General features: G+C 65.6%; 26 protein-coding genes and 1 tRNA gene. 13 read left to right on the top strand and 14 right to left on the bottom strand.

Features of this window, described 5'->3' with window-relative positions; genetic code table 11:
• The first annotated feature begins 1 nt into the window (after window position 1).
• From Q8Q80_RS06975 to lptA, 3 genes are read left to right on the top strand one after another with little or no spacing between them, the layout of a single operon-like run.
• Entirely contained in the window at window positions 2-532 is a 531-nt protein-coding gene (locus Q8Q80_RS06975; RefSeq protein WP_305632228.1) for an HAD family hydrolase, read from the top strand.
• Window positions 529-1,104 carry an LPS export ABC transporter periplasmic protein LptC gene (gene lptC / locus Q8Q80_RS06970; protein ID WP_305632227.1) on the top strand — a complete coding sequence of 192 codons (576 nt, stop codon included), beginning with the start codon at window positions 529-531 and terminating at the stop codon, window positions 1,102-1,104. The genes Q8Q80_RS06975 and lptC overlap by 4 nt, the downstream gene beginning before the upstream one ends.
• Complete coding sequence (lptA, locus tag Q8Q80_RS06965) at window positions 1,101-1,721, top strand: lipopolysaccharide transport periplasmic protein LptA (RefSeq protein WP_305632226.1); 621 nt, start codon at window positions 1,101-1,103, stop codon at window positions 1,719-1,721. The genes lptC and lptA overlap by 4 nt, the downstream gene beginning before the upstream one ends.
• A gap of 9 nt (window positions 1,722-1,730) precedes the next feature.
• Here lptA and Q8Q80_RS06960 read toward each other — a convergent pair whose 3' ends face one another.
• Entirely contained in the window at window positions 1,731-1,940 is a 210-nt protein-coding gene (locus Q8Q80_RS06960; protein WP_305632225.1) for a cysteine-rich CWC family protein, read from the bottom strand.
• Window positions 1,937-3,472, bottom strand: a complete 1,536-nt coding sequence (locus Q8Q80_RS06955; protein WP_305632224.1) for a malonyl-CoA synthase — start codon at window positions 3,470-3,472, stop codon at window positions 1,937-1,939. The genes Q8Q80_RS06960 and Q8Q80_RS06955 overlap by 4 nt, the downstream gene beginning before the upstream one ends.
• Window positions 3,473-3,664: 192 nt before the next feature.
• Between Q8Q80_RS06955 and pqqA the strand changes: the two genes are divergently transcribed.
• From pqqA to Q8Q80_RS06940, 3 genes are all read left to right on the top strand, one after another.
• Entirely contained in the window at window positions 3,665-3,739 is a 75-nt protein-coding gene (pqqA, locus tag Q8Q80_RS06950) for a pyrroloquinoline quinone precursor peptide PqqA (protein WP_083224124.1), read from the top strand.
• Window positions 3,740-3,882: 143 nt separating this feature from the next.
• Window positions 3,883-4,752: an MBL fold metallo-hydrolase gene (locus Q8Q80_RS06945; RefSeq protein WP_305632223.1), complete on the top strand. Its 870-nt coding sequence runs from the start codon at window positions 3,883-3,885 to the stop codon at window positions 4,750-4,752.
• Complete coding sequence (locus Q8Q80_RS06940; RefSeq protein ID WP_305632222.1) at window positions 4,749-6,512, top strand: SulP family inorganic anion transporter; 1,764 nt, start codon at window positions 4,749-4,751, stop codon at window positions 6,510-6,512. Before Q8Q80_RS06945 ends, Q8Q80_RS06940 begins: the two co-directional genes overlap by 4 nt.
• Here the strand turns inward: Q8Q80_RS06940 and Q8Q80_RS06935 are convergent.
• Window positions 6,478-7,548: an ankyrin repeat domain-containing protein gene (locus tag Q8Q80_RS06935; protein ID WP_305632221.1), complete on the bottom strand. Its 1,071-nt coding sequence runs from the start codon at window positions 7,546-7,548 to the stop codon at window positions 6,478-6,480. The two genes, Q8Q80_RS06940 and Q8Q80_RS06935, sit on opposite strands and share 35 nt — an antisense overlap.
• Before the next feature lie 74 nt (window positions 7,549-7,622).
• Here Q8Q80_RS06935 and Q8Q80_RS06930 point away from each other — a divergent pair, with 74 nt between their 5' ends.
• On the top strand, window positions 7,623-8,159 hold the full coding sequence (locus Q8Q80_RS06930) for an energy transducer TonB (protein ID WP_305632220.1): 537 nt from the start codon (window positions 7,623-7,625) through the stop codon (window positions 8,157-8,159).
• 180 nt (window positions 8,160-8,339) lie between these two features.
• On the opposite strand, the gene Q8Q80_RS06925 is transcribed toward Q8Q80_RS06930, so the two are convergent.
• Window positions 8,340-9,104 (bottom strand): hypothetical protein, encoded by a 765-nt coding sequence (locus tag Q8Q80_RS06925; protein ID WP_305632219.1) that lies wholly within the window; start codon window positions 9,102-9,104, stop codon window positions 8,340-8,342.
• Window positions 9,101-9,895, bottom strand: a complete 795-nt coding sequence (locus tag Q8Q80_RS06920; RefSeq protein WP_305632218.1) for a zinc-dependent peptidase — start codon at window positions 9,893-9,895, stop codon at window positions 9,101-9,103. Before Q8Q80_RS06920 ends, Q8Q80_RS06925 begins: the two co-directional genes overlap by 4 nt.
• 81 nt (window positions 9,896-9,976) lie before the next feature.
• On the opposite strand from Q8Q80_RS06920, the gene Q8Q80_RS06915 reads away from it, so the two are divergent.
• The 3 genes from Q8Q80_RS06915 (at window position 9,977) to Q8Q80_RS06905 (ending at window position 13,441) form a co-directional block, all read left to right on the top strand.
• Complete coding sequence (locus tag Q8Q80_RS06915; RefSeq protein WP_305614341.1) at window positions 9,977-10,105, top strand: hypothetical protein; 129 nt, start codon at window positions 9,977-9,979, stop codon at window positions 10,103-10,105.
• Window positions 10,106-10,252: 147 nt separating this feature from the next.
• A complete protein-coding gene (locus tag Q8Q80_RS06910) occupies window positions 10,253-12,451 on the top strand; it encodes a bifunctional (p)ppGpp synthetase/guanosine-3',5'-bis(diphosphate) 3'-pyrophosphohydrolase (protein WP_305632217.1) in 2,199 nt (732 codons plus the stop codon).
• A 600-nt stretch (window positions 12,452-13,051) separates the two neighbouring features.
• The gene (locus tag Q8Q80_RS06905; protein ID WP_305632216.1) at window positions 13,052-13,441 is read left to right on the top strand and encodes a hypothetical protein; all 390 of its coding nucleotides are present in this window, start codon (window positions 13,052-13,054) and stop codon (window positions 13,439-13,441) included.
• Here Q8Q80_RS06905 and Q8Q80_RS06900 read toward each other — a convergent pair.
• The 7 genes from Q8Q80_RS06900 to Q8Q80_RS06870 all read right to left on the bottom strand — a co-directional run bounded on the left by Q8Q80_RS06900 (window position 13,428) and on the right by Q8Q80_RS06870 (window position 18,433).
• Window positions 13,428-13,865 carry a thermonuclease family protein gene (locus tag Q8Q80_RS06900; RefSeq protein WP_305632215.1) on the bottom strand — a complete coding sequence of 146 codons (438 nt, stop codon included), beginning with the start codon at window positions 13,863-13,865 and terminating at the stop codon, window positions 13,428-13,430. The genes Q8Q80_RS06905 and Q8Q80_RS06900 overlap by 14 nt on opposite strands.
• Before the next feature lie 88 nt (window positions 13,866-13,953).
• A complete protein-coding gene (locus Q8Q80_RS06895; protein WP_305632214.1) occupies window positions 13,954-14,418 on the bottom strand; it encodes a hypothetical protein in 465 nt (154 codons plus the stop codon).
• Window positions 14,419-14,575: 157 nt separating this feature from the next.
• Window positions 14,576-15,769 (bottom strand): AAA family ATPase, encoded by a 1,194-nt coding sequence (locus tag Q8Q80_RS06890; protein WP_305632213.1) that lies wholly within the window; start codon window positions 15,767-15,769, stop codon window positions 14,576-14,578.
• Window positions 15,766-16,416, bottom strand: coding sequence for a hypothetical protein (locus Q8Q80_RS06885; protein WP_305632212.1), 651 nt, complete (start codon window positions 16,414-16,416; stop codon window positions 15,766-15,768). Before Q8Q80_RS06885 ends, Q8Q80_RS06890 begins: the two co-directional genes overlap by 4 nt.
• Window positions 16,413-16,631, bottom strand: coding sequence for an AlpA family transcriptional regulator (locus tag Q8Q80_RS06880; RefSeq protein WP_305632211.1), 219 nt, complete (start codon window positions 16,629-16,631; stop codon window positions 16,413-16,415). Before Q8Q80_RS06880 ends, Q8Q80_RS06885 begins: the two co-directional genes overlap by 4 nt.
• A 342-nt stretch (window positions 16,632-16,973) precedes the next feature.
• Window positions 16,974-18,194 carry an integrase arm-type DNA-binding domain-containing protein gene (locus Q8Q80_RS06875; protein WP_305632210.1) on the bottom strand — a complete coding sequence of 407 codons (1,221 nt, stop codon included), beginning with the start codon at window positions 18,192-18,194 and terminating at the stop codon, window positions 16,974-16,976.
• Window positions 18,195-18,358: 164 nt separating this feature from the next.
• Window positions 18,359-18,433, bottom strand: a tRNA-Arg gene (locus Q8Q80_RS06870).
• A gap of 82 nt (window positions 18,434-18,515) precedes the next feature.
• Between Q8Q80_RS06870 and Q8Q80_RS06865 the strand changes: the two genes are divergently transcribed.
• The gene (locus tag Q8Q80_RS06865) at window positions 18,516-20,399 is read left to right on the top strand and encodes an ATP-binding cassette domain-containing protein (protein ID WP_305632209.1); all 1,884 of its coding nucleotides are present in this window, start codon (window positions 18,516-18,518) and stop codon (window positions 20,397-20,399) included.
• 27 nt (window positions 20,400-20,426) lie between these two features.
• Here Q8Q80_RS06865 and Q8Q80_RS06860 read toward each other — a convergent pair whose 3' ends face one another.
• Together Q8Q80_RS06860 and Q8Q80_RS06855 are read right to left on the bottom strand one after the other, a co-directional pair.
• The gene (locus Q8Q80_RS06860) at window positions 20,427-21,284 is read right to left on the bottom strand and encodes an HDOD domain-containing protein (protein ID WP_305632208.1); all 858 of its coding nucleotides are present in this window, start codon (window positions 21,282-21,284) and stop codon (window positions 20,427-20,429) included.
• A gap of 76 nt (window positions 21,285-21,360) precedes the next feature.
• On the bottom strand, window positions 21,361-21,567 hold the full coding sequence (locus Q8Q80_RS06855; protein ID WP_305632207.1) for a hypothetical protein: 207 nt from the start codon (window positions 21,565-21,567) through the stop codon (window positions 21,361-21,363).
• 85 nt (window positions 21,568-21,652) lie between these two features.
• Between Q8Q80_RS06855 and earP the strand changes: the two genes are divergently transcribed.
• Both earP and efp read left to right on the top strand, forming a co-directional pair.
• Window positions 21,653-22,816, top strand: coding sequence for an elongation factor P maturation arginine rhamnosyltransferase EarP (earP, locus tag Q8Q80_RS06850; protein WP_305632206.1), 1,164 nt, complete (start codon window positions 21,653-21,655; stop codon window positions 22,814-22,816).
• 102 nt (window positions 22,817-22,918) lie between these two features.
• Window positions 22,919-23,476, top strand: coding sequence for an elongation factor P (gene efp, locus Q8Q80_RS06845; RefSeq protein ID WP_305632205.1), 558 nt, complete (start codon window positions 22,919-22,921; stop codon window positions 23,474-23,476).
• Window positions 23,477-23,665 lie beyond the last annotated feature (189 nt).

The following is a 23,665-nucleotide window of genomic DNA, read 5'->3' as shown; positions in this document are numbered from 1 at the left end:
CATGGACGGCAACGCAGTACGCGAGGTGGCGGGCAAGGTCCGCCTGATGGGATTCGACGTCGACGGCGTGATGACCGACGGCACGATCTGGTTCGGCCCGGACGGCGACCTGATGAAGGGCTTCAACACGCTGGACGGACACGGACTGAAGATGCTGGCCGGCGCCGGCGTCGAAATCGTCATCATTTCCGGCCGCTCGTCGGCGGCGGTGCGTCACCGCGCAGCCAATCTCGGCATCACCACCGCGCTGCTCGGCGTCGAGAACAAGCGCGACGCGATGCGCGAACTGGCGGCCGAACGTGACATTCCGCTGGAGCATTGCGGCTACATGGGCGACGACATCGTCGACCTGCCGGTGATGCGCGCCTGCGGTTTTTCAGCGGCGCCGGCCAATGCCCACTTCTTCGTGCTCCAGCATGCGCGCTGGATCGCCGAGGCCGACGGCGGCCGCGGCGCGGTGCGCGAGGTGTGCGAATACCTGCTCGACGCACGCGGCGCGCTCGACGCGCTGCTGCAGGACTGCCTGCGTTGAACCGGCGCATCCAGCAGGCGCTGCCGCTGCTCATCCTGATCGGACTCGCCGGCATGACGATCTGGCTCGAGCGCACGACGCGCATCGACGACAAGCCGTCGAGCGGCAGCCTGCGTCACGACCCGGACGTGATCATCGACAACTTCACGCTGTACCGCTACGACGAAACCGGCGCGATACAGCACACCCTGACCGCCCGGCAGATGCGCCACTTCCCGGACGACGACTCGGCCGAACTCGACCACCCGACGCTGCGCTATGAAGGCAAGCTGGCACCGACCCACATCAGCTCCGAACGCGCACTGCTGACCAAGGATGGCAAGGAAGCCATCCTGCGCGACAATGTGCGGGTGCTGCGCGAAGCCAGTCCGGGCCGCGCCGAAATGACGCTGGCGACCACGCTGCTGTATGTGTATCCGGAAGAGGAAATCGCGCGCACCGATCAGCCGGTGCGCATGACGCAGGGCAAGTCGGTGGCGACCGGCGTTGGCATGGTCGCTGACCGCATCAAGGAACAATACGTACTCGAATCGCGCGTCAAAGCCACCATAGAAAGAGCCCGCCGCCCATGATTTCGCGTCAGATCACTGCCGCATTGACCACCCTGGCCCTGCTGCTGGCAGCCGGCCTGCCGACCACCGCCCAGGCTGAACGCGCCGACCGCGACAAGCCGGTCAATCTCGAAGCCGACAAGGTGACGGTGGACGACCGTACGAAAACCCACAACTTCGAAGGCAATGTGGTGTTCACGCAAGGCACGCTGACCATCAAGGCCAACAAGGTCGTGGTGACGCAGGATGCCACCGGCTACCAGAAGGGCGTGGCCACCGGCGGCGAAAACGGTCTGGCGCGCTTCCGGCAGAAGCGCGACGGTCAGGACCTGTGGATGGAAGGGGAGGCGGAGCGCATCGAGCACGACGCCAGGACCGAAATCACCCGCTTCTACGTGCGCGCCCACGTGAAAAGCGGCGGTGACGAGGTGCGCGGCCAGTACATCGAATACAACTCGATCAGCGAAAACTATACGGTCACCAATTCGAGCGACGCGAAGGCGGTGCCGTCGGGTGGCGACCAGTCGAAGCGCGTGCGCGCCATCATCCAGCCCAAGAGCGCGCCGGCGGGTAGCGCGCCGGCGACCGCTCCGGCCGCCACACCCGCCACGGCCCCGGAGCCTGCACCCAAGCCCTGACGCTGCGCGTCAAGCCGGCCCCGAGACCGGCGGAACGGCGAGTTCGTGCAGGCAGGCAAGGCACAGGCAACCCACGTAGCGTTCGCGCAGCGCGGCCAGCACCTCGGGGTCGATCTTCAGCGTGAAGCAGTCGCAGGGCGCCGGCCCGGCCGCGCCACAGGTGAAATGGCCCGCGCAGCGCGGGCAGCGGTCGGGTTCGCCCACGGCGGCTTCAGTCATGTCGCGAACAGCGCACGGTGCGCGTCGCGCAAAAGGTTCTTCTGCACCTTGCCCATCGTGTTGCGCGGCAGTTCGGCTACGACGAACAGCCGTTTCGGTACCTTGAAGTTGGCGATCTGCGCCTTCAGCCGTGCCGTCATCGCGGAGGCGTCGAGCGCCGTACCCGGTTTCGCGACGACGATGGCGACCACCGCCTCGCCGAAGTCGGCGTGCGGCACGCCGACCACCGCCGATTCCGCCACGCCCGGCATGTCGTTGATGACGCTTTCGATCTCGGCCGGATACACGTTGTAGCCGCCGCTGATGATCAGGTCCTTGCTGCGGCCGACGATGGTCACGTAGCCGTCCACACTCAGATGGCCGACGTCGCCGGTCATGAACCAGCCGTCGGCGGTGAATTCTGATGCGGTCTTTTCCGGCATGCGCCAGTAACCCTTGAACACGTTCGGTCCGCGCACCTCGATGCCGCCGATGTCGCCCGCCGGCAGCGATTGCCCGCGGTCGTCGCGCACCCGCAGGCTCACACCCGGCAGCGCCGGCCCGACCGTGCCGCCGCGGCGCTGGTCTTCCGGCCGGTAAGGGTTGGACGTGAGCATCGCGGTTTCGCTCATGCCGTAGCGCTCCAGTATCGTGTGGCCGGTGCGCTGCCGGAAGTCGCGGAAGGTGTCGATGAGCAGCGGCGCCGAACCGCTGATGAACAGCCGCATGCTGCGGCAGGTCTGCTTCGTGAAGCCGGGTTCGGCCAGCAGACGCACGTACAGCGTCGGCACGCCCATGAATACCGTGGCTCCGGACAGGCGCGCCGCCACCGCACGCGGATCGAACCGGCTGAACCAGATCATGCGGCTGCCATTGAGCAGCGCGCCATGCGAGGCGACGAACAGTCCATGCACATGGAAGATCGGCAGCGCGTGCAGCAGCACGTCGCCCGGCTGCCAGCCCCACACCTCCTTCAGCACCTGCGCATTCGACAGCAGGTTGCCGTGCGTCAGCATGGCGCCCTTGCTGCGGCCGGTCGTGCCGCTGGTGTACAGGATCGCAGCCAGATCGTCGGCGGCGCGCAGCGCCGGGGTGTGGCGGTCGCTGTGCGGCGCGGCCGCCTCGAGCAGGCTGCCGCTGCGGTCGTCTTCCAGCGTGAATACATACGGCGTACCCAGACGCGCGGCGAGATCGCTCACCCATCTGACGTTCTTGTCGGTGCACACGACCACGGCCGGTTCGGCGTTGCCGATGAAGTACTCGACCTCGCCCGCCTGGTAGGCGGTGTTCAGCGGAAGGTAGATGTGGCCCGCGCGCAGCACGGCGAGGTAGAGCATCAGCGCCTCGACGCTCTTCTCCGTCTGCACCGCGATGCGGCTTTCCGGCGGCAGCGCGAGCGAATCGATCAGGTTGGCCAGCATGGCCGTACCGCGTTCGAGATCGCGCCAGGTGTAGTACAGCGGATCGGGCGTGTCGGCGGTTTCGATGGCGATTGCATCGACATCGTCCGGGAAGGCTGCGCGCAGTGCGCAGAACAGGTTTTCCTGCGTCATGTTCGGGTTGTCCGTTATTTTGCGCGCGGAGTATGGCGGCCGGCCGGTGGCAGCGTCAATCGGCCGCGATCATGAAAATCATGGGCCTTCTTTCGTGCGCATCATCAGGTGTGCCGATGTGGCGGCGTCCATCATTCAATCCATGCACGGCAGACGTCGATGCAGTACGCAGCACCCACCAAGGAGACTGACATGAACTGGCAAACCCCGAAGGCGACCGACCTGCGTTTTGGCTTTGAAATCACGATGTACATCGCCAACCGCTGAACGGCGCGGCAGTACAGGCAGGAAAAAACGGCGGGCACTCCCGCCGTTTTTCGTTGGTGGCCCCGCCGGACACGGTGACTGCAGTTACTGACGCGGCGCAGCAGGCGTTATAAGGTGTTCCCATCCGATTCAAGGGAGCATTCATGTCCAGCAGTTCGATGCAGATCGAAGCCTTCTTCGATGAAGCCACCAGCACGGTCAGCTACCTCGTGCTCGACCGCAGCACGCAAGCCTGCGCCATCGTCGACAGCGTGCTCGACTACGATCCCAAGGCAGGTCGCACCTCGACACAGTCCGCCGACCGCCTGATTGCGCGCGTGCGCGAACTGGGCGCCCGACTCGAATGGATACTGGAAACCCATGTGCATGCCGACCACCTGTCGGCTGCGCCGCATCTGCGCGAACAGCTCGGCGGACAGCTGGGCATCGGTGCCCACATCGTTACCGTGCAGAAGGTGTTCGGCAGCCTGTTCAACGCCGGTGACGACTTCGCGCGCGACGGCCGCCAGTTCGACCGGCTGTTCGCCGACGGCGACAGCTTCACCATCGGCTCGCTGACCGCGCGCGCGCTGCACACGCCGGGTCACACGCCGGCCTGCATGAGTTATGTGATCGAGGACGCGGTGTTCGTCGGCGACACGCTGTTCATGCCCGACTACGGCACCGCACGCTGCGACTTCCCCGGCGGCGACGCACGCACGCTGTACCGCTCGGTGCGCCGGCTGCTGTCGCTGCCGCCGGCCACGCGGCTGTTCATGTGCCACGACTACCCGCCGGGCGGCCGCGCCCCCGCGTGGGAAAGCACGGTGGCCGAACAGCGCGCGCACAACATCCACGTGCATGACGGCATCGCCGAAGACGAATTCGTCGCCATGCGTACGGCGCGCGACGCCACGCTCGACATGCCGGTGCTGATCCTGCCGTCGGTGCAGGTCAACATGCGCGCCGGCCACCTGCCCGAGCCGGAAGCCAACGGCACGCGTTACCTCAAGATTCCGCTCGACGTGCTGTGAGCCGGCCGACGCATCCGGTCTCGACGTCCGGCGCGTGGGCGCGCTGGCTGCCGGTGCTCGGCTGGGCGCCGCGCTATGACCGGCCGACCTTCGGCGCCGACCTGCTGGCCGCGCTCATCGTCACGCTGATGCTGATCCCGCAGAGCCTGGCCTACGCCCAGCTGGCCGGGCTGCCGCCGCAGGTCGGGCTGTATGCCAGCATCGCGCCGCTGTTCGCCTACGCGATCTTCGGCAGCAGCCACGCGCTGTCGGTCGGGCCGGTGGCCGTCGTGTCGCTGATGACCGCCGCCGCGGTCGGTTCACTCGGCCTGGCGGATGAGGCGGCGCGACTGCAGGCGGCGCTGACGCTGGCTTTCGTGTCCGGTGTCATGCTCACCCTCATGGGCGCGCTCCGGCTGGGCTTTCTTGCCAGCTTCCTCAGTCACCCGGTGGTGTCCGGCTTCGTTACCGCGTCGTCGCTGCTGATCGCGCTGAGCCAGCTCAAGCATCTGCTCGGCATTCAGGCCAGCGGCGACACGCTGCCCGATCTGCTGCCCGGCCTGATCGCCCACCTTCCCGACACCCACCTGCCCACCGCGGCACTGGGTGCCGGCGTGCTGATCTTCCTGTACTGGACACGCAGCCGGCTCAAGCCACTGTTGATCCGGCTCGGACTGTCGGCCCGCGCAGCCGACACCTGCGCCAAGGCCGGGCCGGTGGTGGCCGTGCTCGGCAGCACCGCGCTGGTGTGGGCCTTGCGGCTCGACCAGATCGGCGTGCGCAAGGTGGGCGACATTCCGGCCGGACTGCCGCCGCTGACGCTGCCCTCCTTCGACCCCGTGCTGCTGTCGCAACTGCTGCTGCCGGCGCTGCTGATCAGCATCATCGGCTTCGTCGAGTCGGTATCGGTGGCGCAGACCTTCGCCGCCAAGCGCCGGCTGCGCATCGAGCCGGACCAGGAACTGGTCGGTCTTGGCGCGTCCAACCTCGCGGCCGCATTCACCGGCGGCTACCCGGTGACCGGCGGCTTTTCGCGTTCGGTAGTGAATTTCGACGCCGGCGCCGCGACCCCCGCGGCCGGCGCCTTCACCGCGGTCGGCATCGCGCTGGCCGCGCTGGCGCTGACGCCACTGCTGCACTACCTGCCGCAGGCCACGCTGGCGGCGACCATCGTCGTGGCCATCATGACGCTGGTCGACACCGACACGCTGCGCCGTACCTGGCGCAGTTCGCGCACCGATTTCGCGGCCGTGGTCACCACGCTGGTCGTCACCTTGCTGGCGGGCGTCGAAGCCGGAGTCGGTGCCGGCGTGCTGCTTACGCTGCTCACGCTGCTGTGGCATGCCAGCCGGCCGCACATGGCGGTGGTCGGGCGCGTACCGGGAACCGAGCACTACCGGAATGTGGACCGTCACCGGGTCGAAACCGATCCGTCGCTGATCGGGCTGCGGGTGGACGAAGGCCTGAACTTCATGAATGCGCGTCAGGTCGAGGACCGCATGCTCGCGCTGGTCGCCGCCCAGCCTGCCGCGCAGCACGTGGTGCTGCAGTGTTCGGCGGTGAATGACATCGATGCCAGCGCGCTCGAAATGCTGGAAAGCGTGGCGCACCGGCTGCGCGACATGGGTGTGCTGCTGCACCTGTCGGAGGTGAAGGGGCCGGTGATGGACAAGCTCGAGCGCACCGATCTGCTGGCGCAGCTCGGCGGCCGGGTGTTCCTGTCACATCACGAAGCGGTCACGACGCTCACTGCGCGCGGATCTGCTCGACCGCCGCCCTGAAGCGCTTGCGCAGTTCTTCGGTCGGCTGACCGGCCGCCTGCGCCGCCTCGATCGCGCGCAGGATGTCCAGCGCACCGGCGTCGGCCGCGAGCGTCTGCGTCGCCGGCGTCGCGGCGCCGGACACCAGTTCGGCCCGCTCGGCACCCGGCTTGCCACGCTTGGCGGAAATGACCAGCGCCGACGGCGCGGCCTTCACCGTCTGCCGGGTCGCGCTGTTGCGATGGCTGTCGACCGCGGCCATGAACTGCTTGCGCAGCGCGGCCGTCGGTTGGCCCCGCGTCTCGGCCTCACGCAGCTTCTTCAGCAGCGCCGCCACATCGGGCGGCGCCGGCACCGATGCCTGCGGCGGCGGGGCGGGCGGCACCGGCTGCGCCTTCACCGCCGCCGCCACCTCTTCCGAGGGCGCGACCAGCCCGGCGATGCGCAGCCGGTTGTAGCGCAGCGCCCAGGCCAGCGCATTTTCACCGCGGTCGGACACCGCATTCGTGCTGGCGCCGGCCTCGACCAGCGCGCGCACGATGGTTTCATGGCCTTCGCGCACCGCCATCATCAATGGCGTCGACAGATTGGGCGCGCGCGCGTCGAGCTTCGCGCCACGCGCGATCAGCAGGTCGGCGATGCGCCGGTGACCGGCGAACGCGGCGTAATGCAGCGCGCCCCAGGTCTTGTCCGGCGGGTCGAGCGACGCACCGCGCTCGATCAGCCATTCGACCGCCTTCTGATGGCCGCGCCACGCCGCCAGCGCGATCGCCTGTTCGCCGATGCGGCTGATGTAATCGATGTTGGCACCGCGCTCGAGAAACAGCTGCATCAGTTCGATGTTGCCGTCCCAGGCCGCGATCATCATGCCGCTGCCCACCGTGTCGGCTTCGAAATCCGGCGGCAGGCCTTCGTCCAGCCAGCGCGTTGCCGAGCGGATGTCGCCCATCTCCATCGCGCGCCCGAAACGCGCCGGATCAGGCAGTTGCGCCAACGCGGGCGGGATCAGGCAGAGCGCCAGCAGCAGCGCGGCAAGACATCGGAAAGTCTGGATCAAGTGCGTCCCCGTCAAGGCGGCCCGGTGGGTCGGGCACAATAGAGGTCGCCAGTCTAACGATCCCGTCCGCCGGTTTGTCCCGCCTGAAACTTCATTTCGCACTTGCACTGTCCGCGCTGACGCACGCCCTGTTCCTGCTGTGGCCCGAACGCACGGCCGAAGCGCCGCGACCCGAGCCGGCGCCGTTACTGCAGGCCCGGCTGCAGAGTGCGCCTGCGGCCCCAGCCTCGCGCGCAGCGGAGCCCGAGCCGGCTGAACCGCTGCTGAAGGACACGCGCAGCGAACGGACCGAACCGGCACCGCGTCCGCCAGCGGTCGTCCGCGCGCCGCGGAGCACGACGGCCACCGCCGAGGCGCGCGAGCAGGCGCAGCAGAAGCTGAACCGTCATGTGTTCTACCCGCCGGAGGCGATCGAGCGGGAACTGGAAGGGGAAGTGACGCTGCGCCTGCTGCTCGATGCGTCGGGCAGGGTCATCGACGCCGCCGTGCTGGCCGGCAGCGGTCACGCAATTCTGGATCGCGCGGCGCTCGACGCCGCACGCCAGATCGGCCGCATCGACGCGGGCGGCGCACGCGAGTTGCTGCTGCCGGTGGTGTTCAGGCTGGATTGACGCGGCATCGCGTGGTCGACGTGCCAATCGCGGACGGGGTCCGCTCCTACGAAAGGCAAAACCGTCGCTGTTTTCGTAGGAGCCTGCCCCGCAGGCGATGCGGTCTTCGATCATGCGATGTCGCGTGATTCACGTCCGGATCGCGGACAGGGTCCGCTCCGCAACCTTTGTGCGGGCGGATCAGCGCGACCAGGCCTGCATCGCGCGACCTTCCGGCAACTCGGTTTCGCCGGGCGGATTCAGTGGCCAGTGCCAGCTGTCGAGCGGCAGCCAGCCAGACGCGGCAAGGCGTTCCGGCAATCCGGGAAGCAGGTCAATGTCGGCCGGTCCGGGCGGCGGATGCGTCTGCGCGCATTCGATGATCAGGCAGGCGTGTGCTGCCTGTTGCAGCGCATCGACATGGGCCTGCTGGATGGTACGGCCACGCCGCTCGACCCCGGATTCCGCCATGCCCTGCTGCAACCATACGCTGCAGGGCAGCAGCGGCAACTGGCTGAGCAGGTTGACCGACGCGCACCATGCATCATCGGGCAGCGGCGGCATTGCATCGCGCGGGTCGCGCGCGGGGTCGGCAATCAGTCCGGTCACGTCCTGCGTCACGCAGGCGACGCGCCCCGGGTGCCTGCGAGCCGCGTCACGCGCCGCTGGCGCGAAAGCTACATCGACCAGATCGATGCGTTCGAAGCACTCGAGCAGTTCGGCCAGCGGCACGTCGTGCAGCAGCCCGGCGCCCATGATCCACGCACGTTTCGGTGCGTCGCGTGCGCAGGTCGCCTGCCGTGCCGATGCCAGCAGCGCGGCGCGCGTGCGGGCCAGGTGATCGGCCCAGTGCCGGCGCAGGCGCCGGTGGCGCACGACGAGCGCCGCCGCTTCCCGCCGGTAACCCATGCGCCGGGCAGCGGGCAGGCAGTCGATGCGCCACCACGCAAACAGTTCGGCGATCACGGGAGAGCATTGCCCCCGGGTGCGTTCAGCGCACGGGCGCGCGGCGCCGGATCCTGCCGGTAGAACAGCGCAAGCTGCGCGTAAAGATCCGGCCACACGTCCTGGATCAGATCCGGAATTTCGAAGAAGCATTCCGACATGACGGCAAAGAACTCGGCCGGGCTTTCCGCGGCGTAGTCGTCGATACCGGTTTCGACACCGGCTTCGATGTCGGCACAGAAGCGCCGGTACGCGTCCGACCACACCCGGGCCCAGCGCGCCACGCTCATGCCCTCGTGCAGCGGCGGCAGGCCGTCGGCGTCGCCGTTGCGCATGTCGAGCTTGTGTGCGAATTCGTGGATGACCACATTCACGCCGTCGGCCGCGTGATCGTCCGGCTGCCAGGACAGCAGCACCGGCCCGCCGGCCCAGGCTTCGCCGATCAGCGGCTCCTTGTACTCATGCACCACACCGGCGTCGTCCACGCTTTGCCGCGGCACCAGGAAGTCGCCCGGATAGAGCACCACACCCACCCAGTCGTCGTACCAGTCCAGGCCCAGCTTCAGGATGGGCAGGCAGGCCTGGAGTGCGATCTCGACCAGCTGGTCGTCGTGCAGCGCCATGTCGTGCGCGCCGTGGAACTGCCGGCTGGCGATGAACTGGCGCGCCAGTTCGCGCAGCGCCGGCCGGTCGGCCGGTTCAAGATAGTCGAGAAAGGGCAGCCGCGCCTCGATGCGCGTCCAGGTGTCCGGCGTCACCTCGGGCAGGTCGGCGTCGGCCGGCGCAAGCGCGCGTCTGAGCCAGTGAAACATTTGGCAATGGTCCTTGCTTGCGTAAGGTCGGGGGCGCGCCTATCGTACTGGCTCCGCAACCATGAAAGGAGGTGATCCGTGATGAAACGTCTCGCGATCCTGTTGGGGCTGGCGATGTTTGCGTCGTCCAGCGTTGTCATTGCATGCCCGGGCGACAAGCACGGCGACGCCAAACCCCAGAGCTCCCAACCGGACAAGCCGAAGACCTGATTCGGACAACTGTCGTGAGACAGGTGTCTGCGGGGCGGCCGAGCGATCGGTCGCCCCTTTTTGTTGCGCTTCCTGAAGTCTGCGCAGCATCCGCCCATGCTGCTTCGCCGCAAGCCCCCGCGTCCCTGATCAGCGATAATCCCGAACATGGTTTCCGTCGTCCATTCCCTCGTCAGCGCAGACACTGCCCGCAACACACTCGAACTGCTGGCCGACGGTCTGGGTGACGCCGAGGCCGCCACATTGCGGGCCGCCCACGACCGCGTGGCGACGCTGTACGCCGGCCGCACGCTCGGCACCGGCGAACCGATGCACGAACATGTGGTGGGTCAGGCGCTGATCTGCGCCTCGCTGCGGCTCGACCTCGAAACCCGACTGGCGGCGTTGCTGTTTCCGCTGCACGAAGTCATCGACGACGCCGATCAGCAGATTGCCGAACAGTACGGCCAGTCGGTCAGCGAGTTGGTGTCCGGCCTGCAGCGGCTCGATCATCTGCGCCTGATCACCCGGTCGCATGCCACCAAGAGCACGACCGGTGCAGAGATCGGAAACCAGGCCGAAGTGCTGCGCAAGATGGTGCTGGCCATGGTGGCGGACGTACGTGTCGTCATGCTGCGACTGGCGTCGCGCGTGCAGAGCCTGCGCTGGCTCACGGTCAATCCGAACGAGCAGCGCATCGACATGGCGCGCGAATCGCTCGACATCTATGCGCCGCTCGCCAACCGGCTCGGCGTGTGGCAGCTGAAATGGGAGCTGGAAGACCTGTCCTTCCGCTTTCTCGAACCGGAAACCTACAAGCGCATCGCCAGGCAGCTCGATGAGAAGCGCGTCGAACGTGAAGCCTTCATCGCCGATTCGATGGCGCGGCTGCGGGCCGAACTGGCCGGCGCCGGCATCAAGGCGGAAATCCAGGGCCGGCCGAAGCACATCTACAGCATCTGGAACAAGATGCGCGCCAAGCGCATCGAGTTCGCCGAGGTGTACGACGTGCGCGCGCTGCGCGTGCTGGTCGACGAGGTGCGCGACTGCTACGCCGCGCTGGGCGTGGTGCACCAGTTGTGGCAACCGCTGCCGCGTGAATTCGACGACTACATCGCGCACCCGAAGGGCAACAACTACCGCTCGCTGCACACCGCCGTCGTGGCGCCGGACGGCCGCTCGCTCGAGGTGCAGATCCGCACGCGCGAGATGCACCAGCACGCCGAGATGGGCGTGGCGGCGCACTGGCGTTACAAGGAAGGTTCGGGCCAGGACAAGGACTACGACGACAAGATCGCCTGGCTGCGCCAGCTGCTGTCGTGGCGTGATGAAATCGCCGACCATTCTGAATGGGTGGAACAGTTCAAGCGTGCCGCACTCGACGACACGCTGTACGTGCTGACGCCGCAGGGCAAGGTGATCGACCTGCCGCAGGGGGCAACGCCGATCGACTTCGCCTACCGGCTGCACACCGATCTGGGCCACCGCTGCCGGGGTGCGCGCGTCAATGGTCAACTGGTGCCGCTCAATACGCCGCTCGACAACGGCCAGCGGGTGGAAATCATCGCCGCCAAGCAGGGGGGTCCGTCGCGCGACTGGCTGAATCCGCAGCAGAGCTATATCGCGACCCATCAGGCGCGCGTGAAGGTACGGCGCTGGTTCGCGCAGATCGAGGAAGGCGAAACGCTGGCGCAGGGCCGCACCTGGCTCGCGCGCGAGCTGTCACGCGAAGGGGCGACGCAGACCAATCTGGACGAACTGGCGCAGAAGCTGGGCTACAACAGCGTCGACGCCATGCTGATCGCGTGCGCGCACGGCGAGGTCGGACCGCGCGCGATTCATGTCGCGCTCAAGGGTGAAGAGCCACTGCCGGAAGAACCGCTGATCAAGCCGCGCGCACCGCGCGCCGTGGGCGAGCGCGGCGTGCTGGTGGAAGGTGTCGGCAAGCTGCTGACCCAGCTCGGCCGCTGCTGCAAGCCGGCTCCGCCGGACCCGATTTCAGGCTTCGTCACGCGCGGGCGCGGCGTCGCGGTCCATCGCAGCGACTGCCCCAACTATATAAACATGGTGGCGCGCAACCCGGAACGGGTGGTCGACGCGCAGTGGGGTGAAATTGCCAGCCAGGATCCGGAATCGCGCTTCGCCGCTGACCTGCTCGTCGAGGCGCACGACCGGCAGGGTTTGCTGCGCGACATTTCAGAACTGCTGTCGCGAGAGCGCATCAACGTGACAGCCGTGAGCACCATCTCGAAGGCAGACATGGCGCGCATGAGCTTCACGGTCGAAATATCGAGCGTCGGCCAGATCCAGAAAATTTTGACGCTGCTGCGCGATGTCGACGGCGTGGTCGAGGCGCGGCGCGGCTGAGCCGCCGGCCCCACTCCTGCCCCCAAGGGCAGGTCCCCTTCGCTCAGAAAAGCTCGACCTCGCCGGTCGACATTGCGGTCTGGTTGACCGCATTCAGGCTCATCACCTTCGTCGGCCAGCAGCGCGACATCACCTCGCCGCTGGGTCACCCGCGACACGCCGTCGCGCTGCTCGCCTCACCGGCTTCAACGGCAGACGCGAAAGTCCGGAGGAAGCGGGAAGTGGACGGTGCTGGTGGCCCAACATCTACCGAAGGATTGCGCACAACGGCTTGCGGGCCAGGGGCGGCTGCTCGGACTGCTCCGACATGCCCCCAAAGATGCCCCCGCACTGGTCGAACGAAGTAGTCTCCCTCGTTACGCCATCGCGTATCTCTTCAGTCAGGCAGACCCTCAAGCACTCGGTCTGCATCTAGGGCGCTAGAATCCATTTCGAGTGATGTTCCCCGGCTTTCGCGACCGGAGGGGGGGGGACGCCCCACGTCTCCACGGGAATGTTGTCCGGGGAGGTAGCGGGGACACTGCGAAAAAATTTTGGAAAATTTCGGAAATTTGGGAGTGGTGTCTATGCGATGCCGCCGCCTCACCATGGACCTGAATGATGCTATTTGGAAAGCTCAATATTGGTAAGGGACTGCTTCGGCTTTATCTGGTATTTTGGATGCTGCTTGCGATTGCGTCGCTTGTCGGTAGCCTCCGTGAAGTGATGACGTATCTCGGTTCGACGCACTGGAGCGTCGAGAAGGTTGTGCAACGGCAAAAGGAAGAATTCCAGAGGAAGAACAAAGACTGCACGACTAAAGAATGCCAAGACCGGGCTTTTTGGGAGCAGTTCCCGGACGCGGAGAAGGTGGTTGATCCAGAGAAGGCGAAGGCGAGCGTCGAGCTAGCCGTAATCCTGGTTCTTGCCGTCCCGGCTGCCCTGTTGCTGGTCTTGATCATGATATTCAAGCTGCTGGCATGGGCCTTTGCCGGCTTCAAAACGAACTAGCCGCGTCGTACAGCAGCCGGTCACTAGGTGACTGCTCGGACTCATAGGCTTTGAAGTGCCACGCGAAGCCCCTCTCGACCTGAATCAGGTTCGCGTCTCTGCCATCGACCAGCACCTTGCCGACTGCTCGCCCGAAGCGGTCCACCTTGTCGGTCTCCACGGTCACGGCCTTGGAGAACACCAACTCCGACAAGCTCTCCTTCGACCGGTTGCCGAATGCCTGCGCCTTCTCGGGTGCATCGATGCCAGCGAGTCGAATTCTGTGCTGTACCCGGTCGGAATCGAGCACCGTCACCGTGTCCCCATCGGCCACACCGACCACACGGCCCACGATGGTTGATGCGTGGGCGCCTATTGGGGCGGACAGCACCAGTGCGAGGGTGGCGGTGCTGGCGACACGGAACAAGGAACTAAAGGAGAGCATGGCGTGATGGCAGGGGCTGCGCTGGGGGCGCTGGGGTCGGTGGTCTGCGCAACAAGCCCGAAAGACCCCCAGCCCTGTTAATACCTTCTCACGCGCGCTCGACGTCCCCCATGTCGATGGTTCGGGCTCGATTAGCCTCCACCCGTCGCCGCCCCTCCTCCATCGCCGCGACAAGGTCCACCGGGGCCGATACCGACACCTCGACCTTGTCGCCGTAGACCTTGCGGTAGACCCGCGACGCGATCCATTTTCGGGTGTCCAGTCGAACCCGTAGGTGCTGCACCCACGCGGACCGGCTGGCGGGGTCGAGGTCCTCAGGTATCGGAGTATCGGCTAGATCGATCAGTTCCTCGGCCAACATCGCCCCTCGATCTTCCACAGCGGCCTCGTAAGCCGCTTTGATCTCGGGGAACTCGCGAATCTGGTTCCGTGCGAGTTCGTAGCTCGGCATGCCAGGATGGCGAAGTGCTGAAGCGAGACTTTCGCCGTTCGCGATTCGTCTGGTGATCTCGGGCCAGATTTTTGATTTGTCGTACGTAACTGGTCTGCCCATTGGGTACTCCTAAACTGTTTCAGTGAATCAGGACAGCGGACAGAAAAGAGCGGACGGACACGGACACTCGTTAGAGTCGTGTCCGTGTCCGTCTGGTTGTCCTGCCCAGACAAACCGGACAATGTCTGGCTTTGTCTGGTCTGTCCGCCCCATTGGGCTATGTGAGATCAGGGAACCCGTCAAACCCGCTGGGTTCTTCCGGTTCGTTGACCAACACGAAAAAGCCGTCAACCTCTCGAACTTTTCCAAGAGCCAGGAGGTCCGTCCGCGCTCGGTGAAACGCCCTCTGCTTGTTCTCGGGGGTCGCCACGCTGCGCCGATAAAAGGCCTCCCTCCACTCGTCCAGGCTGGCGCGCACCCGCTGATCGTCGGGGGTGGGGGCGTTGTGCAGGGCCGCTTCTGTGAAAGCGTGCATGCCGACCTGCTGGGGCGCGGTCAAGGGTTTGACCTTCAGGCCAGCTGGTCCGGCTTTGACCACGCAGGAGGTGATCACGTCACCATCCCCGTCGAGTCCCAGGTCGACCACCTCCAGTTTGAACTGGTGGCCCAGACCGTCCGCACCGTCCTTCGACTTCGCGACAGACCATTCGCGCGAGTCACCTGCGCGAGTCACCTCAATGGCCGCATCGAGCGCTGCATGTAGGCTGGAGTGACCCCGCAAGCCTTTGGATGCGTCCTTGCCGGTGTGGTGAACCAGTAGCACCATTCCGCCGATAGCGGTCTGCACAGCCTTCGCCGCTGCCACCGCCTGCCCCATGTCGACGGAACTGTTCTCGTCTGCCCCCGGTGTCGCCCGGTTGAGGGTGTCGATGATGACCACACCGTGAGGCACAGCCCGGTCCGTAATGACGGCGACCAGATCGCGCACATCGGTCGAGCTCAGCAGGTTCAGGGGCTGGTCGATGAAGTCAATGCCGCGCGGGATGGGTCCGTTCACTGCGCTGTAGGCTTTGACGCGCACCGACAGGCCCGCTTCACCTTCGAGACAGATATAGAGCACCGGGTAGCGTTTCACCTTATGCCCGAACCAGTCGCCGCCCTTCGCGATGCGCATCGCCAGGTCGATGGCCAAAAACGATTTCCCACAGCCGGACGGCCCGAAGATCGCCCCGATGCCTTGTTCGGGTAGCACCCCCTTGACGCGCCATGCGATGGGCTTGGCGTGGAGCAATTCGTCTGCGCTGCGCAGCTTGTAGCGCTGCTCAGGTTGAGCAGGTGCGAGCGTGACGGGTATTCGCTGGGCACCGAGTCGCTCCGCGATCCGGTTGTATCGCCGATCCTCGAATTCTTGGGTCACTGCTCGGATCTGGACGGGGTCCAGGGGTTCGAATTGAGGTTCGATGGGGTTCATTCAAAATCTCCCCGCAGGTAGGCACGCATGGCCGCCGCTTCGCTGTCGATGCTCCCGTCGGGTCGGTGAAACCCGTCTGTGTCGCGAAACCATGCGATCAGGTCCCGGAGTGCTTCGAGTCGCCACCGCTGCTGTGATTTGGTAAACCCGTAGTGATGGATGCACTGGATGCCGATGATCCATGCTTCATCCAAGGCTTTCGCAAAGGGCAGCGTTCTGAACAGTTCAAAGAGCCTGCAAGCGATCAGCAGGTACAGCATCCTGGTGAAGGCGGTCTCTTCGACTGTCTCGCAGTGGAACGAATGGGCACCAGATAAGCGGCGCAGCAGAAACTCCATCTGCTCGGGTTGGCAGCAGTGCAGGTTCGGGTCGCTCAGGTTATGGGGCAATCCTGCTGCCCGGGCCAGCTGCTCGCCAAGCACCCAGCCTTTCCACCCTTGAAGGTCAGACCAGCCACGGTCATCGGTAAGGTCTGGGCCATGTTCCTGAAAGACTTCGATCAGTGCACGCACGAAAGGAACCCGGTCGGCCCATATCAGGCACTCGGCCAGTTCGCACAGGGTGCGTTTTTCATCTGGGCTCAGACCTTCAAGGCCGAGTGCATAGTCGTCCAGCGGATCGGCGATGTCTTGGGGTGCGGTGCTCATATCGTCACCTCCGCTTGCTGCTCGATCTGGGCACAGAGTGCGTCGATATCGGACGCGCGCCAGACGGTCACACCCTCGGACAGCTTGATTGGTTTCGGGTAACGACCGCTGGCGACGCCTGCGTACCACGTCGATCGACTCACAGGGATGAGCGGCGATATGCGCTTCTCGGTATCCCCGATGATGTGGGGAAGGCGTAAAAAACCAGCGTGCATGATGGACTCCAATTGGGTCGCGCCGCCGTAAACGAAAAAAGGCGAGCGCAACAAAGCGCCCACCTTTGGCCCACCGTTTTTAAGGGCTTACATGCCTACCGTGCTTCACAGGACCCAAGGAAGGGGAAAGCCTTGGCAACCTGTGCGGTACCGGAGTCTGTCCGCGCTCCGGGCGGGATCGATACGCTGAAGTACTACCGATGAAAAGGATTGTAGTGTCCGAATCGATCTAGTCAAGTAGCAGCGCGACCGATGAGCGCCACGACATCAGCATCTGAACGCACCCGTGCGCAGAACTTCGCCCACTCGTTCATCATCAATGCGCGCCTTGTTGCGCCGGGCTCAGGCCGCCCGAAACGCGATGACATCCGCCCCCGTCCGTAGGCTGTCCAAATAGTCTGCCCATCGCTGCATCATCCGCCGCCGCTCCGACAGGTGCGCGGTCCGGTTGTACGCACGACCATTTGCGTCGCGCACTGCGTGCGCCAGCTGGTGCTCGATCAGATCGGGACGCTCGCCTAGGATTTCGTCCAGCATCGTGCGCGCCATCGCCCGGAAGCCGTGCCCGGTCATTACTTCCTTGCCGATACCCAGCGTGCGCAGCGCCACCAGAATCGCGTTATCCGACATCGGGCGATTACCAGCGCGCGCGCTCGGGAAAACGTATTGCCCGTCGCCCGTCACGGGTTTGATCGCGCGCAGGATTTCGACGGCCTGCGTCGCGAGGGGCACGACGTGCTGCGTGTCGGTCTTGGTGACAAGGAAACGCCATTCCGCCGCCTCCAGGTCGATGTCTGCCCACTTAGCGGTGCGCAGCTCGCCCGGACGGACGAAAACGAGCGGGGCAAGGCGTAGCGCGCTGCGCACGATCAACGAGCCTTCATAGCCGTAGATTGCACGGATCAGGGGCGCGGCTTGTCGGGGCTCGGTAACAGCGGGGAAATGCACAGCCTTGACGGAGGACAACGCGCCGCGAAGATCGCGCGCCGGATCACTCGACAGCCGGCCTGTCGCGATGGCGTACCGGCATATCTGGCTGCAATCGCGCATTGCGCGGTGCGCTGTTTCGCCTACACCGCGCGCTTCGATCTTCCGGATTGCTTCCAGCAGGATCGGCGGGGTGATGTCGGATATCGGCATTGCGCCGATGACCGGGAAGATGTCGCGCTCAAGACGGCGCAGCAGCCGGTCGGCGTGTGAAGGTGCCCATGCTGGCGACTTCTTGGCGAACCACTCGGTCGCCACCGCCTGAAACGAGTTTGCGTGCTTGGTGGCCTCTGCGGCCTTGTCTGCCTTGCGCTGCGTGCTCGGGTCGATGCCTTGCGCCAGCAGCGTGCGTGCCGCTGTGCGCCGCTCGCGCGCCATCGTAAGGGTCACGTCGCCATACACACCCAGCGACAGGCGCTTCTCCTTGCCCCCAAAGCGGTACTTGATCCGCCACAGCTTGCCCCCATTGGGCGCGACCTCCAGATACATGCCTTCGCCGTCTGAAAGCTTATAGGGCTTCGCTTTGGGCTTGGCGTTGATGATCGCGCGGTCTGTAAGCTTGTTTGTTGCAGCCATTGGGGGCACCTTTTCAAGGCATGTTTAACGATGCCCCTGATGCTGCCCCCACATGCCCCCGGCTGTCAATGAAGCACTTCGGACTAATCTGGACTGCTTTTCGCTCTGAAACGGCTTGCTTCTGTACTTGGTTGGACTTGCTTGGACTTCCTTGGATGCCCTCTTGGTGGCCCCAACAGGAATCGAACCTGTACCTACCCCTTAGGAGGGGGTTGTTGTATCCATTCAACTATGGAGCCGGCGGCCGCGATTGTACCCGGGTGACCGGCTTGCTGCGGTGCGGCGATATACTGCGGCGCCGCTCCACTTCCCGTGTTCCCCATGCCACTGATTACCCTCGATAACGCCTGCCTTGCTTTCGGCGACGTGCCGCTGCTTGACCACACCGCACTGGTGGTCGAACCCGGCGAGCGGCTGGCGCTGATCGGGCGCAATGGCACCGGCAAATCCAGCCTGCTGAAAATACTGGCCGGCGACGCCGCGCTCGACGACGGCACATTCTGGCGCCAGCCCGGCATGAAGCTGGCCTATGTGTCACAGGAACCCAGGTTCGAGCCCGGTGCGCGCGTGTTCGACGCGATCGCGCAGGGGCTGGGCGAGCTGGCGCAACTTCTGATCGATTACCACGACGTGGCCGAAGCCATGGCGCACGGCGACGAAACCGTGTTCGACCGCATGTCCGAACTGCAGGACGCGCTCGAGCATCACCAGGCCTGGCGGTTCGAACAGCGCATTGAACAGGCGCTGGAGCGGCTCGCGCTGCCGGGCGACGCGCATGTCGAGTCGCTGTCCGGCGGCATGTTGAAGCGTGTCGCGCTGGCCCGCGCGCTGGTCGCCGAGCCGGACATGCTGCTGCTCGACGAGCCGACCAACCACCTCGACCTCGACGGCATCGCCTGGCTGGAGTCGCTGCTGAACGACTTCCGCGGCGCCAGTCTGGTGATTACCCACGACCGGCGCTTTCTCGACAGCTTCGCCAGCCGCATCCTCGAACTGGATCGCGGCCAGTTGCGCAGCTACCCCGGCCGCTATGCCGAATACGTGGCGCGCAAGGCCGACGAACTGTCGGCCGAGGCGCTCGAATCGGCGCGCGCCGACAAGTTGCTGGCGCAGGAAGAGGTGTGGATACGCAAGGGCGTCGAGGCACGGCGCACGCGGGCGCAGTTCCGCGTCAAGCGGCTCGACGAACTGCGCGCCCGGCGCGAGGCGCGCCGGGACCAGATGGGCCGGGCACGCATCGAGGTCGATCGCGGCGAAGCGTCGGGCCAGCTGGTGGCCGAACTGGAAGACGTCAGCAAGTGCTTCGGCGACAAGGTGGTCGTGCGCAACTTTTCGGCGCGCATCGTGCGCGGCGACAAGGTCGGCTTCATCGGGCCGAACGGTGCCGGCAAGACCACGCTGCTCAAGCTCATCCTCGGTCAGCTGGAGGCCGACAGTGGTGTGGTGCGCAACGGCACGCGCATCGAAGTGGCCTATTTCGACCAGTTCCGCAGCCAGCTCGACGATTCGGCCACACTGGCCGAAGTCATCAGTCCGGGCTCGGACTTCGTCGAGATCGCCGGCAAGCGCACGCATGTGATCGGCTATCTGGGCGACTTCCTGTTCCCGCCGCAGCGCGCGCGCGCCAAGGTCGAGTCGCTGTCCGGCGGCGAGCGCAACCGCTTGCTGCTGGCGCGGCTGTTCGCCCGCCCGGCCAATGTGCTGGTGCTCGACGAGCCGACCAACGACCTCGACATGGAAACGCTGGATCTGCTCGAACAGCTGCTGCAGGACTACGACGGCACCGTGCTGCTGGTGTCGCACGACCGCGCCTTCCTCGACGCCGTGGTCACGCAGACCGTTGCCTACGAAGGCGACGGACGCTGGCGCGAATACATCGGCGGCTACACCGACTGGGTGGCGCAGCGCGCCACGGTGCAGGCCGCAGCCAGTGCGGCAGCGAAAGTCGCCAGCGCGCCGGCTGTGAAAGGCGACAAGCCGGTGGCCGCCGCTGCGAAGTCGAAGCTCAGTTTCAAGGAACAGAAGGAACTGGACGGACTGCCTGACCTGATCGCCACGCTGGAAGCGGAACAGGCGACGCTGACCGGCCGCCTGTCGGCCGGTGCGGGGGGCGATGCGGGCAAGGTATCGGCGCGCCTGGGCGAACTGGCCACGCTGATCGATCAGGCGATGGTGCGCTGGGAGGCGCTGGAGGCGCGCCGCTGAATCTAACTCCGAGCCCGAAACTCAGGACTATTCGGGCTCGTCGGGCAACACCGGCGGAGGCGAACCGTCCATCGGCAGGCCGAGCCGGCCGAGCAGGGTTTCGTGACTGACGCGCAGCAGTGCCTCGATCGCCGCGAAGTCGTCGGGCAGCGCCGGATCATCCCAGCCCTTGGCGCTGTGGCGCGCCAGATCGATGGCCAGCGACACGTTGCGGGTGCGCGGCGTGGCCGCATGGCGGCCGTCCATCAGTTCGACCAGCAGTGACGGCAGCTTCCAGGCGCGCACCAGTGCGAGCTGGAGTTCATGCGCGGTGACGTTGAACACCGCCTGCTGCGCGGCCGCCGTGCGCATGCCCGGGTTGGCGCGCAGCAGGTCGCGCAGGTCGAGCGACAGCTTGGGCGCAAACACCCAGCACAGTACTTCCGCGACGTCGTGCAGCAATGTGGCAACGGTGATTTCGTCGACGTCCATGTCGTGCCGCATGTGCGCCCATTCACGGGCCCAACTGGTGGCGCGGTGGGCACGAGCAATGACGCGCATGACACCCAGCAGCGCCTGCGGATGCCCGTGCAGATGGTCTTCCAGCGTGGGCAGTCCGTCGAAATGATTGAAGAAGGGCGTGATGCCGATCATCATCAGCGCCCGTTCGATGGTCGTGATGTCGTGATGCTGGCTGTGCCGATTGCGTGATTCGATGAAGGCGAGCACCCGCAAGGTCATCAGCGGGTCGTGCAGCACGACCTGGGCGATGCTGCGTGCGCTGACCGAGTGCTCTTTCTCGCGCAATACGGCCAGTTCGCGCACGGTACGTGCGAGAACCGGCAGGGGCTTGTCGCCCATGTACGCCACCCAGCCGTCAAGGGTGGCGATAGAAACATCACGCATGATTCAGGTCCTTCGTTCAGATGACCTGTTTACGGCCGGGACGCTCGCCGGCTGAATGGTGGTGGCGAGGCGTGGTTCAGTCCTCGTCGTCGTCGATTGCCGCGTCGCCGGCCCAGTCGTCATTGTCGGCCTCGCCATCGGCCTCGGCAACCAGCGCCATCGCGTTGATCTGGGCGATCTGGTCGAGCAGGCTCGGCATCGGCGGAATGTCTTCGCCGGCCTGCAGGGTGCGGCGGGTGTGGCGAAAACCGAGAGCTTCGGACGTCGGACGCTGCATGGGCATGACTGGACTCCTTGAGCGGGCAGGTAATGACGGATGATGTCGAATACCTTGTCCTTTACGACGACCGGATTCAGGACTTGAAGGCATGTCGCACCCTGTCACGCAAGATTCATCACGGAAGCTGTCGCTGGCCCGACCTGACGCCGACCTGTTCTGCCGCGTCATCGACAATTTCGGAGATATCGCCGTGTGCTGGCGGCTGGCGCGCTGCCTGGCGCGGGACCATGGCCGGCAGGTCAGACTGTGGGTCGATGCGCCGGAAGCGCTGAGGCGCATCAAGCCGCATGGCACCGCGGAACCGGGTATCGAAGTCCTGCAATGGACCGACGACACCCCGACCTGCGTGCCTGCCGGCTGCGTCATCGAAGCCTTCGCCTGCGACCTGCCGCCGGCCTTCGTAACGGCGATGGCGGCGCAGCATCCGCCGCCACGCTGGATCAATCTGGAATACCTCAGTGCCGAAGACTGGGTCGAGGGCTGCCATGGTCTGCCGTCGCACGACGCGGCGAGCGGGCTGACCAAGCACTTCTTCTTTCCCGGTTTCACCGCGCGCACCGGTGGCCTGCTGCGCGAGCGCGACCTGACGGCGCAGCGCGACGCCTGGCTGGCCGATGCCGCTGCCCGGGGACGCGATCTGACGCGGCTCGGCATGACGGTCGATACCGGCGCGCTGCAGCTTTCGCTGTTCGGCTACGAAAGCCCATCGATCGCGACGCTGATCGAGGCACTGGCGGCGCATGCGCGCCCGGTGCAGCTGTGGGTTCCGGAGGGCCGGTCGCTGAGCGTGGCCGGCGAGGCGCTCGGTCGGCCGCTGCGCGCCGGTGACGTCGTGCAGCGCGGTGTGCTCGCGCTGCACGCGCTGGCCTTCATGGACCAGGACGATTACGACCGGCTGCTGTGGCAGTGCGACCTGAACATCGTCCGTGGCGAAGATTCATTCGTGCGCGCCCAGTGGGCCGCCCGGCCCCTGCTATGGCACATCTACCCGCAGGACGAGGGCGCCCACCTGATCAAGCTCGACGCCTTCCTCGATCGCCATGCGGAGGGGCTGCCCGAAGAAGTGGCGGCACGCCTGCGGGCGCTTCATCGCGGCTGGAACAGCTCAGCTGCGGTGTCGGTGCATGACTGGCAGGCCCTGCTCGGTGACCTGCCGCATCTGGCGTCGCACGCACGCCAGCGGGCGGTCGCGCTGGCGTCCCAGGACGACCTCGCGACACAGCTTGTGATGTTTAATCAACCACCTATATAATGCCGGGTTTGCCGCAGCGGGCGTTGCAACAGGGGTTGCAAAGGTTCGAGCTGTACATCGGCGGCTTTCAATCACACCCCTCCCCACAGGAACGAACCCTGCATGAAAACCGCTCAGGAACTGCGCGCCGGCAACGTCGTGAAAATCGGCAACGAAGCGATGGTCGTACTCAAGGCCGACTACAACAAATCCGGCCGCAACTCGGCTGTCGTCAAGCTGAAGATGAAGAACCTGCTGACCGGCTCCGGTCAGGAGACTGTCTATAAAGCCGATGACAAGTTCGACGTGGTCATCCTCGAGCGCCGGGAAGTCACCTATTCGTATTTCGCCGATCCGATGTACACCTTCATGGATGGCGACTACAACCAGTATGAAGTCGACGCCGAGAACATGGGCGACGCGCTGAATTACGTCGAAGACGGCATGGCCTGCGAAGTGGTGTTCTACGAAGGCCGCGCGATTTCGGTCGAACTGCCGAACTCGGTGGTGCGCGAAATCACCTACACCGAACCGGGCGTCAAGGGCGACACCTCGGGCAAGGTGCTCAAGCCGGCCAGGATCAACACCGGGTTCGAAGTGTCGGTGCCGCTGTTCTGCGAAATCGGCGACAAGATCGAAATCGACACCCGTACCGGCGAGTACAAGAATCGCGTGAAGTAAGCCGTTCCATCGCGTCGTACCGGAAAGCCCCGCCCAGAGCGGGGCTTTTCTTTTGTGCTCCCATGAGCCGGGTGCTGCACGCCGACGCAGTCTCCGGAGGCGGAGGGCGATAAGGGCTCTTCTTGGAAGCGAAACCTGTGGAAGCGGTAACTGTGGTGCGGCGTCCCCGCCGCGATCAGTGTCGCGACC

The sequence above is a fragment of the Methyloversatilis sp. genome (assembly GCF_030698125.1).
In the GTDB taxonomy this organism is placed as follows: domain Bacteria; phylum Pseudomonadota; class Gammaproteobacteria; order Burkholderiales; family Rhodocyclaceae; genus Methyloversatilis.
The sequence above is the reverse complement of the archived record's forward strand: the minus strand, read 5'-3'. Positions and strand labels throughout refer to the sequence as shown.

Coding starts and splice junctions, on each gene's coding strand:
- Q8Q80_RS06915 (WP_305614341.1), top strand. CDS start 9,977: ATGAAACGTCTCGCGATCCTGTTGGGGCTGGCGATGTTTGCGTCGTCC.
- lptA (WP_305632226.1), top strand. CDS start 1,101: ATGATTTCGCGTCAGATCACTGCCGCATTGACCACCCTGGCCCTGCTG.
- Q8Q80_RS06885 (WP_305632212.1), bottom strand. CDS start 16,416: ATGAGCACCGCACCCCAAGACATCGCCGATCCGCTGGACGACTATGCA.
- Q8Q80_RS06960 (WP_305632225.1), bottom strand. CDS start 1,940: ATGACTGAAGCCGCCGTGGGCGAACCCGACCGCTGCCCGCGCTGCGCG.
- Q8Q80_RS06855 (WP_305632207.1), bottom strand. CDS start 21,567: ATGCCCATGCAGCGTCCGACGTCCGAAGCTCTCGGTTTTCGCCACACC.
- Q8Q80_RS06955 (WP_305632224.1), bottom strand. CDS start 3,472: ATGACGCAGGAAAACCTGTTCTGCGCACTGCGCGCAGCCTTCCCGGAC.
- efp (WP_305632205.1), top strand. CDS start 22,919: ATGAAAACCGCTCAGGAACTGCGCGCCGGCAACGTCGTGAAAATCGGC.
- Q8Q80_RS06880 (WP_305632211.1), bottom strand. CDS start 16,631: ATGCACGCTGGTTTTTTACGCCTTCCCCACATCATCGGGGATACCGAG.
- Q8Q80_RS06900 (WP_305632215.1), bottom strand. CDS start 13,865: ATGCTCTCCTTTAGTTCCTTGTTCCGTGTCGCCAGCACCGCCACCCTC.
- Q8Q80_RS06920 (WP_305632218.1), bottom strand. CDS start 9,895: ATGTTTCACTGGCTCAGACGCGCGCTTGCGCCGGCCGACGCCGACCTG.
- Q8Q80_RS06975 (WP_305632228.1), top strand. CDS start 2: ATGGACGGCAACGCAGTACGCGAGGTGGCGGGCAAGGTCCGCCTGATG.
- Q8Q80_RS06945 (WP_305632223.1), top strand. CDS start 3,883: ATGTCCAGCAGTTCGATGCAGATCGAAGCCTTCTTCGATGAAGCCACC.
- Q8Q80_RS06890 (WP_305632213.1), bottom strand. CDS start 15,769: ATGAACCCCATCGAACCTCAATTCGAACCCCTGGACCCCGTCCAGATC.
- Q8Q80_RS06905 (WP_305632216.1), top strand. CDS start 13,052: ATGCTATTTGGAAAGCTCAATATTGGTAAGGGACTGCTTCGGCTTTAT.
- Q8Q80_RS06875 (WP_305632210.1), bottom strand. CDS start 18,194: ATGGCTGCAACAAACAAGCTTACAGACCGCGCGATCATCAACGCCAAG.
- Q8Q80_RS06910 (WP_305632217.1), top strand. CDS start 10,253: ATGGTTTCCGTCGTCCATTCCCTCGTCAGCGCAGACACTGCCCGCAAC.
- Q8Q80_RS06865 (WP_305632209.1), top strand. CDS start 18,516: ATGCCACTGATTACCCTCGATAACGCCTGCCTTGCTTTCGGCGACGTG.
- Q8Q80_RS06860 (WP_305632208.1), bottom strand. CDS start 21,284: ATGCGTGATGTTTCTATCGCCACCCTTGACGGCTGGGTGGCGTACATG.
- earP (WP_305632206.1), top strand. CDS start 21,653: ATGTCGCACCCTGTCACGCAAGATTCATCACGGAAGCTGTCGCTGGCC.
- Q8Q80_RS06895 (WP_305632214.1), bottom strand. CDS start 14,418: ATGGGCAGACCAGTTACGTACGACAAATCAAAAATCTGGCCCGAGATC.